Genomic DNA, 16,673 nt, shown 5'->3' on the forward strand with positions numbered 1-16,673 from the left:
TTTATTAAAACTATCGCTAATATTAATAGATATGAGAGAGTAGGACGGAAACGGAGGGAATCAATTTGGCGTCTGAGACAGTATCAAATCATCAGGAAAAGGCACTAGCCCTTCTACAAGCGGATGCAGAGAAGATTTTAAGACTTATTAAGGTACAAATGGACAATCTTACAATGCCGCAATGTCCATTATATGAAGAAGTTTTAGACACACAAATGTTTGGACTATCCCGCGAGGTCGATTTTGCGGTTCGCCTTGGTCTTATTGCAGAAGAACAAGGGAAAGCAATGTTAGGAGAGCTCGAACGTGAGTTGTCTGCACTTCATGAAGCATTTACAAACAAACAACAATAACGGGTTCAAATAAGGGGGCTCAAACTGAAATAGTTTGGGCTTTTTATTTGTATAATAAAGAAGGAAGAACCTATATACATATGGAATACAACAATAATTAAATTGAAACAGAAAGAGGAAATGAAATGAAAAAAGTATGGAAATCGATGGATTATTCCTTATTACTTCCTCTTGTTATCTTATGTGTGCTGGGAGTAATAATGGTATATAGTTCTAGTTCCATTGTTGCGATTTCGAAGCATGGGAAACCAGCGGATTTCTTTTTTAATAGGCAAGTATTAATTCTAGCTGTTGGAGCGATAATGTTAGCGATTATCATTGCTATTCCTTATAAACTTTGGAGGAAGCGAATAGTTTTAATAGCAATGGGAATAGGTAGTATTGGTTTATTAGCAGCAGCCTTGTTTTTCGGTAAGGAAGTAAACGGTGCAAAAGGGTGGATATTAGGTATACAGCCCGCTGAATTTGTTAAAATATCGATTATTATTATATTAGCTCGTTTTTTTGCGAGAAGACAAGAGACAGATACTCCTGTTTTTAAAGGATCGGGACTTACGCTTGGTTTTGTTGGATTGGCAATGTTTTTAATTTTAAAGCAAAATGACTTAGGTACCGATTTATTAATTGCGGGAACGGTTGGAATTATGTTTCTTTGCTCGGGGGTACGGATTAATTTATGGATAAAACGAATCGTTTTAACTGCCATAGTGTGGATTCCGGCACTATATTTTCTCGGGAATTATGCATTAAGCAAGTATCAAAAGGCACGTTTTTCCGTTTTTCTTGATCCATTTAATGATCCTCAGAATGATGGATTCCAATTAATAAATTCTTTTATTGGAATTGCTTCAGGAGGGCTAAATGGTCGAGGGTTAGGGAACAGTGTGCAAAAATATGGATACTTACCAGAACCGCAAACAGATTTTATTATGGCAATTATATCTGAAGAACTTGGTTTTATAGGTGTAGCTGTCATTTTAATCTGTTTATTACTTATTATTATTCGGGCATTTAGAATTGCACAAAAGTGTAAAGATCCATTTGGAAGTTTAATAGCAATTGGAATTGCAAGTTTGTTTGGAGTTCAAACTTTTGTTAATGTCGGTGGTATGTCTGGGTTAATACCGCTTACAGGGGTACCATTACCATTTGTTAGTTATGGTGGGAGTTCTTTGTTAGCTAATCTGCTTGCAATGGGTATACTGTTAAATATTGCTAGTTATGTAAAACGACAAGAGAAACAACAAAACAAATTGACTAACGAAATAGAACAAGGTGGACCGCATCTTGTTGTTGTAAAATAAAAAACACATTGAGCTCTAGAGTTCAATGTGTTTTTTATTTTGTTAGGTTTTAAATGTGATACAATATTGATTGTTTTAAAACGAAAAGTATATTACATTTAAGTTAATGTGATATACAATATTGTTGTTAGAAAAGGAAGAGGTATGCTATACTATTTTTGTGAAACAAATTGATCAGAAAACTTATCATTTGTTGAAAAATAAGGTATGATGGATAAAAATAAAGTGAAGCTTTCTAAGTATAATATAATGTAGAAAGTGAAGAACTTCACGCTCTTTAGAGTGTGTATGTATTTTATCTCTAGAGTGGTAGGAAAATAGAGGGGGAAAATCATGACAAAGCTGCAACGTATTCAAAAAGTATTGGTAGCTAACCGTGGAGAGATAGCAATTCGTGTGTTCCGAGCATGTTCAGAACTTGGATTAAACACAGTTGCAATCTATTCTAAAGAGGATAGCGGTTCTTATCATCGCTATAAAGCCGATGAGTCCTATTTAGTTGGGGAAGGGAAAAAGCCAATTGATGCTTATCTAGATATTGAAGGCATTATTGAGATTGCGAAAAGTAATCATGTAGATGCAATCCACCCTGGATATGGTTTCTTGTCAGAAAATATTCAATTTGCAAAACGTTGTGAAGAAGAAGGGATTATCTTTATCGGTCCAAAAAGTAAGCATTTAGACATGTTTGGAGATAAAGTTAAAGCAAGAACACAAGCGCAGCTAGCACAAATTCCAATTATTCCTGGTAGTGATGGTCCAGTAAATTCAATAGAAGAAGTTGGAGAATTTGCTGAAAAGTATGATTACCCGATTATTATTAAAGCATCCCTTGGTGGCGGCGGTCGCGGTATGCGTATTGTACGTGCTAGTGAAGAATTAAGAGAATCGTATAATCGCGCGAAATCAGAAGCAAAAGCAGCCTTTGGTAATGATGAAGTGTACGTTGAAAAATTCGTTGAAAAACCTAAACATATAGAAGTACAAATTTTAGCAGATGAAGAAGGTAATGTTGTTCATTTGTATGAGCGTGATTGCTCTGTACAACGACGCCATCAAAAAGTAGTTGAAATTGCACCGAGCGTGTCGCTTTCAGATGATTTGCGTCAGCGTATTTGTGATGCTGCAGTAAAGTTAACGAAAAATGTAAATTATTTAAATGCTGGAACGGTAGAATTCCTTGTAAAAGGTGATGAGTTTTACTTCATTGAAGTAAACCCACGTGTTCAAGTTGAACATACGATTACAGAGATGATTACAGGAGTGGATATCGTTCAATCGCAAATTTTAATAGCTGATGGACATGCATTACATAGCAAAATGGTAGGTGTTCCTAAGCAAGAGGAAGTGGTTGTGCATGGATTTGCAATCCAATCTCGTGTAACGACAGAAGACCCACTTAATAACTTTATGCCGGATACAGGAAAGATTATGGCGTACCGATCAGGCGGTGGTTTTGGTGTTCGTCTTGATACAGGTAATAGTTTCCAAGGTGCAGTTATTACACCATACTACGATTCTTTACTTGTAAAAGTTACTACTTGGGCACTTACTTTTGAACAAGCCGCTGCAAAAATGGAACGTAACTTAAAAGAATTCCGTATTCGTGGTATTAAAACAAATATTCCATTCCTAGAGAATGTAGTAAAACATAAAAACTTCTTATCAGGAGAATATGACACTTCATTTATTGACGCGTCACCTGAACTATTCTTGTTCCCGAAACGTAAAGACCGCGGAACAAAAATGTTAAATTATATTGGTACAGTAACAGTAAATGGTTTCCCAGGAGTAGGGAAAAAAGAGAAACCAATTTTCCCAGATGCTCGTATACCAAATGTGATACACTCAGAGCCAATGCAAAATGGAACGAAACAAATTTTGGATGAGCGTGGAGCGGATGGATTAGTAAAGTGGGTACAAGATCAAAAGCGTGTACTTTTAACTGATACAACATTCCGTGATGCACATCAGTCATTACTTGCAACTCGTGTTCGTACAAAAGATTTACATCACATTGCAGAGCCGACAGCGAGAATGTTACCAAACTTATTCTCAGCGGAAATGTGGGGCGGTGCAACGTTTGATGTTGCGTATCGTTTCTTGAAAGAAGATCCATGGGAACGATTACTAGATCTTCGTGAAAAAATGCCAAACGTTTTATTCCAAATGTTACTTCGCTCTTCAAACGCAGTAGGTTACAAAAACTATCCAGATAATTTAATTCAAAAATTTGTGGAATGTTCTGCTCAAGCTGGAATTGATGTGTTCCGTATTTTTGATAGCTTAAACTGGGTAGAAGGCATGAGAGTTGCAATTGATGCTGTACGAGATACTGGTAAAATTGCAGAAGCGACAATGTGTTACACAGGAGATATTCATGACCCGTTACGTAGTAAATACGATTTAAATTATTATAAAAACTTAGCAAAAGAGTTGGAAGCATCAGGAGCTCATATTTTAGGAATTAAAGATATGGCGGGCTTATTAAAGCCAAACGCAGCATATGATTTAGTTTCAGCACTAAAAGAGACGGTGTCGATTCCAATTCACCTGCATACACACGATACGAGCGGAAATGGTATTTTAACGTATACGAAGGCAATTGAAGCAGGTGTTGATATTGTCGATGTAGCGGTGAGTTCAATGGCTGGTCAAACGTCACAACCAAGTGCGAATACACTATACTATGCGTTAGGTGGAAACGAAAGACAACCAGATGTTAATATAGACTCATTAGAAAAACTATCTCATTATTGGGAAGATGTACGAAAATACTATGCTCCATTTGAAAGTGGTATGAATGCTCCTCACACAGAGGTATATATGCATGAAATGCCGGGTGGACAGTATAGTAATCTTCAACAACAAGCAAAAGCGGTTGGCTTAGGAGATCGCTTTGATGAAGTTAAAGTGATGTATCGCCGTGTTAATGATATGTTTGGCGATATTGTAAAAGTAACACCATCATCTAAAGTTGTAGGTGATATGGCATTATTTATGGTTCAAAATCACCTAACAGAACAAGATATTTTAGAACGTGGACATGCTATGGACTTCCCAGGATCTGTTGTTGAAATGTTCTCTGGAGATTTAGGACAACCATATGGTGGTTTCCCGAAAGAATTACAAAAAATTATTTTAAAAGGGAAAGAGCCATTAACAGTAAGACCGGGTGAATTATTAGAACCAGTAGATTTCGATGCTTTAAAAGAAGAGTTATTCCACAAACTTGGACGCGAAGTAACAATTTTTGATGTAGTCGCATATGCATTGTATCCAAAAGTATTTATGGACTACGAAAAAGTTGCTGGGATTTATGGAAATGTATCTGTGCTTGATACACCGACATTCTTCTATGGTATGAGACTTGGTGAAGAAATTGATGTGGAAATCGAGCAAGGTAAAACATTGATGGTTAAACTAGTTTCCATTGGGGAGCCACAGCCAGATGGAAATCGTGTGCTTTACCTGGAGTTTAATGGACAACCGCGTGAAATCGTAGTGAAAGATGAAAGCGTGAAATCAACTGTTGCACAGCGTGTGAAGGGGAATCGTGAAAATCCAAATCATATTAGCGCAACGATGCCGGGAACTGTTATTAAAGTAGTTGTAAAAGAAGGCGATGAAGTAAAAAAAGGTGATTCCATGGCAATTACAGAAGCTATGAAAATGGAAACGACGGTTCAAGCGCCATTTAGTGGTAAAGTGAAAAAAGTATATGTAAATGATGGGGATGCAATTCAAACGGGAGATTTACTCATTGAATTAGATCATTAAAATAAAGAAAAAGAGCTGTGCGAAAGCAGCTCTTTTTTGTGTGTAAATAATACCTTGCCGAATTGGCAAGGTATTAAAGTTTTACTTTATTTTGTTTGCTTAGAAGTTGATTCAGTTTCTTTTGCATTGACTGTACTTCTTGTACCTATCATAACTAAATAGCATAGTACAGCAAACAGGCAAGAAATGAAGAGCGAATGTAATAATGCCATTGCTAAACTAGCATTTGTAAATACGACTAAAATCCCTACTATAGCTTGAAGTGTAACAAGGATAAATGAAATAATCCATCCCCAGTATACTACACGCTGCTGCTTGTAATGGCGAATAGCGATAATCATCGCATATAGTATCCAAGCGAAAATTAACATCGCTGCAACTCTATGTCCCATTTGAACCCACTCATGTAGTTGAGTTGGCATAGGTCTATTTTTGCTACATAAAGGGAAGTCTGGACAGGCTAATGTAGCTCGTTCGTGACGTACTAAAGCTCCTGTGTAGACAACGATATAACTGTAAATTGTTACACCATAAATATGAAATTTCATTTTTTTGTCCATAATAAGTGAACGTGCATCAAATTTCTGATCAATTTCAAAAATAAGACACGTTAACAAGATGACAGAAGCAAATGAAATTAAGGAAATACCGAAATGAATAGCTAATACAGCAGGCATTTGACCCCAAACAACCGCCGCCGCCCCCATTAATGCTTGTGCAACTAAAAATACGAAGGATAAAATTGCTAACGTCTTTGTTTCGCGCACATGTTTATAATATTTCCAGGACAAGATACAAAGAAGAGTAACAAGGATTCCTGCTGATCCAGATGTTAAGCGGTGACTTAGCTCAATAATAGTCTCCATTGATAAATTAGATGGAACAAATTCACCGTTACAAAGAGGCCATGATTTGCCGCATCCTTGGCCTGAACCCGTTTTTGTAACTAAAGCGCCTCCTAGTAAAACTACTAATAAATCGAGACTTGTAATGACTGCTAACCATTTAATAAAGCGTTGCAATCTCTTTCACCATCTTTCTGCTATGAAGTTATTGCGAAATATTTTCATTCCATTATGTATAGAATAAAACGTGCTACAGTCCTATGATATATAAAAAATAATAAAATAGCAAAGAAATGGAGGGCGAGGACAACGTACGTATTATAAAGAAAAAAATGGGATTTAAAATACATATTTTAGGAGGAATTCAGGCTATTTTGAAAAGAAATGGGGAGAATACATGCTAAATATGACAAAATAGTTTATTATAGAAGATAACATCATGTTATGATAAGGATAAATTAGAATAAAGTTTTTTAATGTTCGACACAAAAAGTTCATGTTTTCTTCACAAAATGTTCGGGAAATGTGATTTAATATATTGGAGTATGGGCGTAGATTAGTAGTAGAATGGGTTAACAATATTTCTACTGTAATAATATTGCTATATAGAAGCGAAATATTTCACATGAAATATATGCTTAGAAAGATGATAGGTTTAAGAGGGGGTTAAAGTGATGAACCATGCAACAAGTGAGCTGCATGATGAGTCAGCTGTTTCAATTGTACCGGAAACAACTCGGTTACAAGATTTATCAGCGCTCGTTAAAATGGGGATTGTAAACTCAAATACACTTACTGTATTTACAGGATTTTGGTTGGCTTTACATTTTAATGGATTGAGTGTTATGGACAATCTAGATAAGTTATTTTTCACAATCGTTGGTTCGGCATTAATTATGGCAGGGGTATGTTGTTTAAATAACTACATTGACCGAGATATCGATCCATTAATGGAAAGAACAAAAAACCGTCCAACGGTAACAGGTAAATATAAACCTGGCTTTGCACTTGCATTTGGACTTGTAATTTTACTTCTTGGCTTTGCATTTTTATTACTTACTACACCGATGGCAGTGTTAATCTCATTTATTGGTGCCTTCACATATGTTGTTTTATATACGTTATGGACGAAGAGAAAATATACGTTAAATACTGTTGTAGGTAGTATATCAGGAGCAGTTCCACCTTTAATTGGATGGGCGGCAATTGATCCGTCTTTAAATCATCCAATTGCTTGGATGTTATTTTTAATTATGTTTATTTGGCAAATCCCACATTTCCTCGCATTAGCGATGAAGCGTGTTGATGAATATCGAAATGCAGGAATCCCAATGCTTCCTGTTGTACAGGGATTTGATATTACGAAACGTCAGATTATGATTTGGACAGTATGTTTATTACCACTACCATTTTATATGAGTGGGCTTGGAATAACATTCATGGTAATTGCAACATTGCTTAACATCGGATGGATCGCATTAGGGCTTTATGGCTTCCGTAAGCAAGATGACATCAAATGGTCCGTAAAAATGTTTGTTTATTCCCTGAATTACTTAACAATCTTATTTGTGTCAATGATTGTAGTTACATTCTTCTAAGACAACGACATAATTGGATTTCTTTACGTTGAGATTTACTTTACTTAACTATAAAGTACAATCTAATTCACAAAGAAAGTGGGGGTTGTTTGTATGAAGAAACAGTGGCGACTGCTTTCGTTCGTTTCACTGCTGGCTTTACTGTTAGGGGGATGCGGTAAAGCTTTTCAGTCTACTTTAATTCCGCAAGGGGAAGTAGCAAAAATGCAATATGATTTGCTCTTGCTAGCGAGTGCAATCATGGTAGGAGTAGTACTTGTAGTTACTATTATTTTCTTATATGTAATTGTGCGTTTCCGACAAAAAAAGGGTGAGGAAGATTATATTCCAGAGCAAGTTGAAGGAAATCACAAACTAGAAATTATATGGACAGTCATTCCGATTATTCTTTTGTTAATCTTGGCTGTTCCGACTGTTACATATACATTCAAGCTTGCTGATGTAAGTGCGATGGAGAAAAAGAATATTGATAAAGATACTATCGTTGTTGATGTAACAGCGAATCTTTATTGGTGGGAATTTTCTTATAAATCAGAAAAAATAGTAACTTCTCAAGATTTAGTTATCCCCACAGGTAAGAAAGTGTATTTGAATTTGAAGGGTGCCGATATTAAACATTCGTTTTGGGTTCCATCTTTAGCTGGGAAAATGGATACAAATACAGATAATGTAAACAAAATGTGGTTAAAGGCAGATAAATCGGGCACTTATAATGGTTTTTGTACAGAATTTTGTGGCCCATCACATTCTTTAATGCAGTTCAAAGTGAAAGCTCTGGATGAAAGCGAGTACAAAAAGTGGCTTGCTGACATGAAGAAGATTGATGGAAAAAAAGAAGTAGCTTCTACAAAGGCGCAAGAGGGTCAAGAAATATTTAATAAAAGCTGTATTGGTTGTCATGCAGTTGGATCAAATGATAGTAGACCACCTTCTGCTCGTATCGCACCGAACTTAGCAAACTTCGCAGATCGCGATATGGTTGCTGGTATTGCCGAAAATAATGAAGAGAACTTAAAAAAATGGCTCAAAGATCCTGAAAATATGAAACCAGGTAATAAAATGACTGGTAAATATGGCAACTTAACGGATGATCAAATTAATGCATTAAATGCATATTTACAAACGTTAAAGATTGAAAAATAAAGAGGGATCATTTGCGAAGGGGAGGTTGAAAACGTGAGTTCTGTAGCAAAAAAACAGGGGATGGGTGCTGTCATATGGGATTATTTAACGACAGTAGACCATAAAAAGATTGCCATTCTCTATTTAATTGCAGGTGGATTGTTTTTTGTAATAGGTGGAATAGAAGCACTATTTATTCGCCTGCAGTTAGCGATTCCTAACAATGCTTTTCTTGTTGGGGATGCTTATAATCAAGTATTAACGATGCACGGTACAACAATGATTTTCCTCGCAGCTATGCCACTCGTGTTTGCATTTATGAACGCCGCTGTACCACTTCAAATTGGAGCACGTGATGTGGCGTTCCCGTTTTTGAATTCGCTCGGATTTTGGTTATTTTTCTTTGGTGGATTATTTTTAAATTTAAGTTGGTTTTTAGGAGGAGCGCCTGATGCAGGGTGGACATCGTATGCATCTTTAGCTTTAGCCTCTAAAGGACATGGTGTTGATTTTTATGTACTCGGCTTGCAAATATCAGGTATTGGTACATTAATTGGAGGTATTAACTTCCTTGTTACAATTATTAATATGCGCGCGCCAGGGATGACGTACATGCGCATGCCGATGTTTACATGGACAACATTTGTAACATCTTCACTTATTTTATTTGCATTTCCACCATTAACTGTAGGATTAGGACTTTTAATGTTAGATCGTTTATTTGGCACAAGTTTCTTTAATCCGGCACTAGGTGGGAACACGATTATATGGGAGCATTTATTCTGGATCTTCGGTCATCCGGAAGTATACATTCTTATACTCCCAGCTTTCGGAATATTCTCAGAAATCTTCGCCACATTTTCGAAAAAACGATTATTCGGTTATTCCTCTATGGTGTTCGCGACAGTATTAATAGGGTTTTTAGGATTTATGGTATGGGCGCATCATATGTTTACTGTTGGTCTTGGGCCTGTTGCAAATGCTATCTTCTCGGTTGCAACAATGGCGATTGCAGTTCCAACGGGTATTAAAATATTTAACTGGCTCTTTACAATGTGGGGTGGAAGTATTAGGTTTACAACACCAATGATGTGGGCGGTAGCTTTTATTCCATCCTTCGTTATGGGTGGAGTTACAGGTGTTATGCTTGCTTCTGCACCAGCTGATTATCAGTTTCATGATAATTATTTCGTAGTAGCACACTTTCATTATGTAATTGTTGGTGGTGTTGTATTTGGTTTACTTGCAGGTGCGCATTATTATTGGCCACTTATGTTTAATAAAGTATTAAATGAAACATTAGGTAAGATAACATTTTGGTTATTCTTTATCGGTTTCCATTTAACGTTCTTTATTCAGCATTTCCTAGGTCTAATCGGTATGCCGCGTCGTTACTACACATATCTTGAGGGCCAAGGGTTGGAAATGGGGAATATGATTAGTTCTATCGGAGCTGTGTTTATGGCTCTTGGAACGATTGTTCTTTTATTCAATGTAATAAAAACAACGGTATCAAAAGAGAAGGCTGGCCGTGATCCATGGGATGGACGTACATTAGAATGGACAATGCCAGCACCTACACCGGAATACAATTTTAAACAATTGCCATTTGTTCGCGGGTTAGATCCGTTTTGGATTGAAAAACGTGAAGGTAATAAAGAGATGACAGCAGCGGAACCAGTTGGTGATATTCATATGCCAAATGCTTCATTTTCACCATTTATCATTTCTCTAGGCTTATTCATAGCAGCATTCGGTGCGATGTATATGCAGGGTGGCAAAGATAAATTTTGGTTATTAGTAGCGATTATCGGTTTAATCATTACGTTTGGTACAATGTTCCTTCGTTCAGTAATTGATGATCATGGATATCATATTCATAAGGAAGATTTAGATGATAAGGGGGGCAAGGCGTAATGCATGTAGATGAGAAATTAACGAATGAAACATTTCCAGCAGAGCCTGAAAAAGCAACCCTTGAGGGGAAAAATAAGTTTGTTGGTTTTTGGTTATTTCTTGGAGGCGAAACAGTGTTGTTCGCTTCCTTATTTGGCACATATTTAGCGTTAAAGAACTCTACAAATGGTGGACCAACATCTCAAGAAATGTTTCAAATGCCACTCGTTTTCATTATGACGATGCTTTTGTTAACAAGTAGTTTAACGAGTGTATACGCAATGTATCATATGAAAAATTTTAACTTTAAGAAAATGCAACTTTGGTTACTTGTAACAGTGTTGCTTGGCTTAGGATTTTTGGGGTTTGAAATATATGAGTTTTATCATTATACGCATGAATTTAAGCATACTATGAGAAGTAGTGCGTTTGGTTCTGCATTTTATGCTCTTGTTGGTACACACGGGCTCCACGTGTTGTTTGGATTATGTTGGATTTTAACATTAATCTTTAGAAACGCGAAGAGAGGCTTAAATTTATACAACGCACCAAAGTTTTATGTTGCATCAATTTATTGGCACTTTATTGACGTAGTTTGGGTGTTTATTTTCACTGTAGTATATTTGATGGGAATGGTGGGATAAACAATGGCGGTTAAGCAAACGAATAATCCTAAGGTGGATCTTGTTTATCGGAAGAGAAAAAGTGCAGAGGAAATGAAGCACCAAGTTGTTACATTTTCACTAATGATTTTTTTAACATTAGTTGCATTTGCAGCGGTGGCATATCCGAAAACATTTAGCCCGATTTTTTCGGTTCCATTTATATTATTGTTAGCAGTCATTCAAGTTATATTTCAGTTATATTATTTCATGCATATGAGTCATAAAGGGCATGAAGCGGCGAGTTTCTTCTTGTACTCTGGATTGTTAATTGGTTTATTAACAATATTAGCCTTTATGACAATTGTGTGGATTTAAACAGTGATAGTAGGGGGCTCTGATATATCAAAGCCCTCTTTTTATATGAAATATAAGAATTTTGAAAAGGTAGGTGTGGAAATGGAAAACTTATGGGTATTTGGTTTTCAAGCTTTATGGAGTCCAATTTTTTTATTATTTATGATCTCGATTCTTATTAGTTATTTTTTAATTATTGGACCGTATAGAACGCGATTTGAAAATGCGACGAAGGTAAGTAAGAAGCAAATTTTTTATTTTACGACCGGGATTGTTCTTTTGTATTTTGTAAAGGGAGGACCTATTGATTTAATTGGTCATATCATATTTAGTGCACATATGTTTGAGATGGCAGTAATGTATATTGCGGTGCCTCCGTTATTACTGCTTGGTATACCTGTTTGGTTATATCGTTATATTACTTCTTTTAAGTTCGTTCAAATTGTGATAAAGTTTTTTGCTAAGCCGCTTATTGCGTTGTTTGTATTTAATGGCCTGTTTTCCTTTTATCATTTGCCAATTGTTTTTGATGCAGTAAAACAAAGTCAAATAGCGCATCCTATTTGCCTTGCTATATTGTTTTTTGCAGCAATGATGATGTGGTGGCCGATGTTAAATCCACTGCCAGAATATCAAACTTTAAGTGATATTAAGAAGCTTGGTTACATGTTTGCTAATGGTATTTTATTAACGCCGGCTTGTGCGTTAATAATTTTTGCGACTGCACCATTATTTGCAACATATACAGATCCGGCCGCTTGGATGAAGGCAATGGAACTCTGTGTACCGGCGGGTACTTTATCAGATTTAAATATAACTGGACCAGAATTTTTACATTGGATGCCGGTAGTACAAGACCAGCAAACAGGTGGTATTATTATGAAAATTGTCCAGGAAATAGTGTACGGTACGATTATCGGTTATGTGTTCTTTAAATGGGCACGTAGAGAGCGTGAAAAGGATAAAGAGCAGCTGCAAGAGTTACCTCCTTATTTGCAGACGAAATAAAAACTAGCGCATCGTGTTAATGCGCTAGTTTTTTTGTTATTCAATAATTTGAAATTCTTTTAACTCTTTTTCGATATTTTGTAGGAGTTGTTCGCTTTTTTGAAGTACATTCGTTGGAAAAATCTCATCATCGCCATATTCAACGCCATGAGGATAATAATGTTTTCCTAATAAGGGTGGCAATAGTTTTACTTGAGCGTGTCTGCCGCCGATGTCACCTTCAACAGCAAATCCTTGTACACGTAAATAATAAATATCCTTTAATATTTCAAATTTATAATCATATGTAACGCGTTCGTAATCCCATTGTCCGGCAAGTACAAAATGATTGTTTTCCATAATCTCAGTTAAAAGAGTTAGATCAACGACTGCATCATTAAAGTTTGTATTTGTAAATTGCATAGAATACCTCCTTATTTTAATGTTAGTTCATTATTTTTATAATAGTACGAATAATAAGAAAGTGCAATTCGTATTGCGAGAAAAGGGATAATCCAGACTTTTTTCGTGAAAATATGATATAGTGAAAAGAGTACGGTACACACAAAAAAAGGAAATAAAAGGATTTGTGTATATCTCGATTTTATGCTTTGTTCAGGAGGTATATCGTTTGAAGAAATTATTGCGTATCGTAATGATTACATTTTTAATTTTAGCTGTTGATTTATACGGGAAGTTACTCGTGTCACAATATATATTAACCCCATCTCACTCTAAGCAAGAAAATAAAATTGTGAAAAAGAAGAAGCAAGTAAATGAAGAATCCACAGACACTGTTTTAAATATGATTGGCGGGGACTCTGAGAATTTATTAGCGAAGTGGGGCGAACCATCTCGAATAGAGCCGTCTGCTTATGGATATGAATGGTGGGTGTATAATCAAGATTTAGCTCAGTATGTTCAATTTGGAGTTGCTGAACGTAAAGTTGTAACGGCGTATGTTGCTGGTGAGCAAGTTAAGGTGGCTCCCTATTATATAAATGAAAAGTATGAAGAGGTATATAAAAAGGATCCACTTTCACATGAGATTTCATTAAAAAGAGGAAAGAATAGTTATCAATTTGAGTTATCTGATACGGAAGTAATGGAACAACCGCTAGTACCTGTAGAAGATGGATGGGCACAATTATACTTTGATCACTTTACACATGAGCTTGTTGGTCTTCGTTATATGGATGATGAAACGTTATTACGACAAAGACCATATCAACTTGTTTATTCAGGTGAATTAATAGCGGAACAGCCGCTGACGCCAGAAAAAATGAAGCAAGTAGAAAATGGAAATATGCAACAAATTCTCGATTTAACAAATATTATTCGGAGTCGTCATCAATTACCGTTGTTAACATTGGATCAACAAACTGCAGATGTTGCATTTGGCCATAGTAAAGATATGAAGGATAATAATTATTTTTCACACGATTCACCTACTTTTGGTACGTTAGGAGATCGCTTGCAACGTGGGCAAGTGGCTTTTCAACTTGCTGGTGAGAATATAGCGGCGCAACATAGTGATGGAATTGCGGCGGTACAGGGTTGGTTAAATAGTGAGGGTCATAGAAAGAATTTATTAAATGAACAATTTACTGGATTAGGTGTTGGGGTATATGATAAATTTTATACTCAAAACTTTATCCGAAAATAAAATGAAACTTTAATCAGTCGGGGCATCCTTCATTGATTATTAGTCTTCACCAATCGGGCTTTAACTGTCCACAAATAGGAAGATAAAAAGGTGCATGAATCGTCTAAAAATAGGCGAACCATGTGCCTTTTTTTTCTTACAATATAGTAGATATACATGAAGAGGTGAGGATTATGCCAACAACAAAAGGGCCGTTACATCCATCGGTTCAACAGTTTAAAGAGTTTGTAAACCATCACCCTAAAATGGTTCATGAGGTTAGAAGTGGTCAAAAAACTTGGCAGCAATTTTATGAAGAATGGTACTTACTTGGTGAAGAAGATCAAATATGGACAGCATATAGACCTGATGGAGCACCTGCTTTTTCTTCGGTAAAAGAAAATAAAGAAGAAAAAGAAAATCGAACAGAAGAGGAAAAAACTGCTGATGTGATGGGGCAAATGCTTTCTTTCTTTAAAAAGCTAGACGTAGAACAAATGCAACATCATTTAGCAAATGTAACGAGTGCGATTGGTAGCGTGCAACAAGTTATTCAACAATTTCAAGGAAACCGTGCGCAGCAAGAACAAAGTACTTCTGAAAATAATCCTTTTTTCTTTCAAAAGGATTAGGGGGAAAGAGAATGAGAGCAGAGCTTATGGAGTTTATAAAAGCTGATGAGGATTTAGCTCGCTATATTCGGGAACAGCCATACTGGTACCGGAAATTGACGCGTAACCCAGAAGAAAAAGAAGCTTTTGAGTTAGCTGCCATGCAGCATTTCAAAAAAACGATACCAGATAAAGTGGAAAAATTTCAAAATCAATTGGCCGTGGCTTCAATTATGATTGATATGTTCCAGTATATGAAGCAGCAAAATACGACGTAATTGGAAGGGAAAACTATGTCCGTTATGCAAAACTTTTGTTACAATAGAATCGGATTATTTAAAAAAGGAGTTGCAGCATGACGGAAATTTGTTTAGTACGACATGGACAAACTGATTGGAACTTTCAAGAGATTATTCAAGGGCGCGAAGATATTCCACTCAATGAAGTTGGGAAGAAGCAAGCGAGTCAAAGTGCAGCTGCCTTGCAAGCGGAATCGTGGGATATAATTATAAGTAGCCCGTTAATTAGAGCGCAAGAAACAGCTAAGGAAATTGCTGGGGCTATTGGATTACCATCTATTTTATTAGATGAGCGATTTATGGAACGTAATTTTGGGGAAGCTTCTGGGAAACCAGTTGCGGCCGTTAGAGAGTTAATTACAGAAGGTAATGTAGAAGGAATGGAGCAGGATGAAGAAATTGTAGAGCGCTGTTTTACGGCTTTACAACAGGTTGCAGCAGCACATGGAGATAAACGTATTATCATTGTTGCGCATTCACATGCAATAAAAGCTATTTTACACGCAATTGCACCAAATGAAATTACATTTAAAACGCCGTTAAAAAACGCATGTATTAGCTACGTGAAAGAGAATAGCGGGAAATGGGATGTTCTTAAATATAATATTGCGGAGCATATTAGTGTATAAGAGTGCAAGGAGATTGTATGAAAAGTAATTAGAATCATATCTTTCTTTTAGGTGAGACACTTCAATTAGTAGTTCTGTTCCAAATGTGTTATGATGAATACTCGGAGGTGTCTCTCATGATTGTAGCGACGCTGGAAAGCGTATTGATTTTAGATAAGGCAGAGCAGCTTGCAAAAGCGATCATCTGTTCAGATATAGCAGAAGATTACCGTAAGTATTATAAGGATTTACAAGAAGATATAGAAGTCCAGACGCTAATTCAGCAATTTACAGCGATGAAAGAGCGATACGAAGAAGTGCAACGTTTTGGTAAATATCATCCTGATTATACTTTCGTTTCGACGAAAATGAGGGAATTAAAGCGTTCTGTAGATATGCATGATAAGGTTGCAGCCTTTAAAAGAGCAGAAACTGCTTTACAGAAGTTATTAGATGAAGTTAGTGTAGCAATTGGTTCTGAGGTGTCTTCTTCCGTTAAAGTTCCAACAGGAAATCCGTTTTTTGATGCGGGTGGCTGTGGCGGTGGTTGTGGTACCGGAGGCGGTTGTGGTTGTAAAAAAACAGGGTAATTTACCCTGTTTTTTAGAATATAGAAGAAAACGTATACAGAGTTTGTCCTTTAATGTCATAAATTTTTGATTGGTT

The 16,673-nt window shown here is 36.3% G+C and carries 16 protein-coding genes; 14 read left to right on the top strand and 2 right to left on the bottom strand.

Annotation, left to right across the window (positions count from 1 at the left end; genetic code table 11):
• Positions 1-65: 65 nt before the first annotated feature.
• The 3 genes from JFT89_RS28515 (at position 66) to pyc (ending at position 5,437) form a co-directional block, all read left to right on the top strand.
• Positions 66-353, top strand: coding sequence for an Fpa/YlaN family protein (locus tag JFT89_RS28515; protein WP_000135698.1), 288 nt, complete (start codon positions 66-68; stop codon positions 351-353).
• A gap of 125 nt (positions 354-478) precedes the next feature.
• The gene (locus JFT89_RS28520; RefSeq protein WP_016096193.1) at positions 479-1,657 is read left to right on the top strand and encodes an FtsW/RodA/SpoVE family cell cycle protein; all 1,179 of its coding nucleotides are present in this window, start codon (positions 479-481) and stop codon (positions 1,655-1,657) included.
• Positions 1,658-1,990: 333 nt separating this feature from the next.
• Positions 1,991-5,437 (top strand): pyruvate carboxylase, encoded by a 3,447-nt coding sequence (gene pyc, locus JFT89_RS28525; RefSeq protein WP_016096194.1) that lies wholly within the window; start codon positions 1,991-1,993, stop codon positions 5,435-5,437.
• 86 nt (positions 5,438-5,523) lie between these two features.
• Here pyc and ctaA read toward each other — a convergent pair whose 3' ends face one another.
• Positions 5,524-6,459 carry a heme A synthase gene (gene ctaA / locus JFT89_RS28530; protein WP_002014781.1) on the bottom strand — a complete coding sequence of 312 codons (936 nt, stop codon included), beginning with the start codon at positions 6,457-6,459 and terminating at the stop codon, positions 5,524-5,526.
• A gap of 497 nt (positions 6,460-6,956) precedes the next feature.
• On the opposite strand from ctaA, the gene cyoE reads away from it, so the two are divergent.
• From cyoE to ctaG, 6 genes are all read left to right on the top strand, one after another.
• The gene (gene cyoE, locus JFT89_RS28535) at positions 6,957-7,880 is read left to right on the top strand and encodes a heme o synthase (RefSeq protein WP_002066903.1); all 924 of its coding nucleotides are present in this window, start codon (positions 6,957-6,959) and stop codon (positions 7,878-7,880) included.
• Positions 7,881-7,973: 93 nt separating this feature from the next.
• Positions 7,974-9,023 carry a cytochrome c oxidase subunit II gene (coxB, locus tag JFT89_RS28540; RefSeq protein WP_002088304.1) on the top strand — a complete coding sequence of 350 codons (1,050 nt, stop codon included), beginning with the start codon at positions 7,974-7,976 and terminating at the stop codon, positions 9,021-9,023.
• A 60-nt stretch (positions 9,024-9,083) separates the two neighbouring features.
• On the top strand, positions 9,084-10,919 hold the full coding sequence (gene ctaD, locus JFT89_RS28545; protein ID WP_002014777.1) for a cytochrome c oxidase subunit I: 1,836 nt from the start codon (positions 9,084-9,086) through the stop codon (positions 10,917-10,919).
• Positions 10,919-11,542 (top strand): cytochrome c oxidase subunit III, encoded by a 624-nt coding sequence (gene ctaE / locus JFT89_RS28550; RefSeq protein ID WP_000557861.1) that lies wholly within the window; start codon positions 10,919-10,921, stop codon positions 11,540-11,542. The genes ctaD and ctaE overlap by 1 nt, the downstream gene beginning before the upstream one ends.
• 3 nt (positions 11,543-11,545) lie before the next feature.
• Complete coding sequence (gene ctaF / locus JFT89_RS28555; protein ID WP_002014776.1) at positions 11,546-11,878, top strand: cytochrome c oxidase subunit IVB; 333 nt, start codon at positions 11,546-11,548, stop codon at positions 11,876-11,878.
• A gap of 81 nt (positions 11,879-11,959) precedes the next feature.
• Entirely contained in the window at positions 11,960-12,865 is a 906-nt protein-coding gene (ctaG, locus tag JFT89_RS28560) for a cytochrome c oxidase assembly factor CtaG (protein WP_002121958.1), read from the top strand.
• A gap of 36 nt (positions 12,866-12,901) precedes the next feature.
• Here ctaG and JFT89_RS28565 read toward each other — a convergent pair whose 3' ends face one another.
• Complete coding sequence (locus JFT89_RS28565; RefSeq protein ID WP_002066906.1) at positions 12,902-13,267, bottom strand: YugN family protein; 366 nt, start codon at positions 13,265-13,267, stop codon at positions 12,902-12,904.
• Between the two features lie 208 nt (positions 13,268-13,475).
• On the opposite strand from JFT89_RS28565, the gene JFT89_RS28570 reads away from it, so the two are divergent.
• From JFT89_RS28570 to JFT89_RS28590, 5 genes are all read left to right on the top strand, one after another.
• Positions 13,476-14,510 carry a CAP domain-containing protein gene (locus JFT89_RS28570; protein WP_016096196.1) on the top strand — a complete coding sequence of 345 codons (1,035 nt, stop codon included), beginning with the start codon at positions 13,476-13,478 and terminating at the stop codon, positions 14,508-14,510.
• A 173-nt stretch (positions 14,511-14,683) separates the two neighbouring features.
• A complete protein-coding gene (ylbD, locus tag JFT89_RS28575) occupies positions 14,684-15,121 on the top strand; it encodes a YlbD family protein (RefSeq protein ID WP_002088296.1) in 438 nt (145 codons plus the stop codon).
• A gap of 11 nt (positions 15,122-15,132) precedes the next feature.
• Positions 15,133-15,378, top strand: coding sequence for a YlbE-like family protein (locus JFT89_RS28580; RefSeq protein ID WP_002014770.1), 246 nt, complete (start codon positions 15,133-15,135; stop codon positions 15,376-15,378).
• A 77-nt stretch (positions 15,379-15,455) separates the two neighbouring features.
• Positions 15,456-16,028, top strand: coding sequence for a histidine phosphatase family protein (locus tag JFT89_RS28585; RefSeq protein WP_002014767.1), 573 nt, complete (start codon positions 15,456-15,458; stop codon positions 16,026-16,028).
• Between the two features lie 116 nt (positions 16,029-16,144).
• Positions 16,145-16,597, top strand: a complete 453-nt coding sequence (locus JFT89_RS28590; RefSeq protein WP_016096197.1) for a YlbF/YmcA family competence regulator — start codon at positions 16,145-16,147, stop codon at positions 16,595-16,597.
• The last annotated feature ends 76 nt before the right edge of the window (positions 16,598-16,673 follow it).

It is taken from the genome of Bacillus sp. TH25 (genome assembly GCF_016650935.1).
Classification (GTDB): Bacteria; Bacillota; Bacilli; order Bacillales; family Bacillaceae_G; genus Bacillus_A; species Bacillus_A mycoides.

Coding starts and splice junctions, on each gene's coding strand:
- ylbD (WP_002088296.1), top strand. CDS start 14,684: ATGCCAACAACAAAAGGGCCGTTACATCCATCGGTTCAACAGTTTAAA.
- ctaG (WP_002121958.1), top strand. CDS start 11,960: ATGGAAAACTTATGGGTATTTGGTTTTCAAGCTTTATGGAGTCCAATT.
- ctaF (WP_002014776.1), top strand. CDS start 11,546: ATGGCGGTTAAGCAAACGAATAATCCTAAGGTGGATCTTGTTTATCGG.
- JFT89_RS28580 (WP_002014770.1), top strand. CDS start 15,133: ATGAGAGCAGAGCTTATGGAGTTTATAAAAGCTGATGAGGATTTAGCT.
- ctaE (WP_000557861.1), top strand. CDS start 10,919: ATGCATGTAGATGAGAAATTAACGAATGAAACATTTCCAGCAGAGCCT.
- ctaD (WP_002014777.1), top strand. CDS start 9,084: ATGGGTGCTGTCATATGGGATTATTTAACGACAGTAGACCATAAAAAG.
- JFT89_RS28590 (WP_016096197.1), top strand. CDS start 16,145: ATGATTGTAGCGACGCTGGAAAGCGTATTGATTTTAGATAAGGCAGAG.
- coxB (WP_002088304.1), top strand. CDS start 7,974: ATGAAGAAACAGTGGCGACTGCTTTCGTTCGTTTCACTGCTGGCTTTA.
- JFT89_RS28585 (WP_002014767.1), top strand. CDS start 15,456: ATGACGGAAATTTGTTTAGTACGACATGGACAAACTGATTGGAACTTT.
- JFT89_RS28520 (WP_016096193.1), top strand. CDS start 479: ATGAAAAAAGTATGGAAATCGATGGATTATTCCTTATTACTTCCTCTT.
- pyc (WP_016096194.1), top strand. CDS start 1,991: ATGACAAAGCTGCAACGTATTCAAAAAGTATTGGTAGCTAACCGTGGA.
- cyoE (WP_002066903.1), top strand. CDS start 6,957: ATGAACCATGCAACAAGTGAGCTGCATGATGAGTCAGCTGTTTCAATT.
- JFT89_RS28565 (WP_002066906.1), bottom strand. CDS start 13,267: ATGCAATTTACAAATACAAACTTTAATGATGCAGTCGTTGATCTAACT.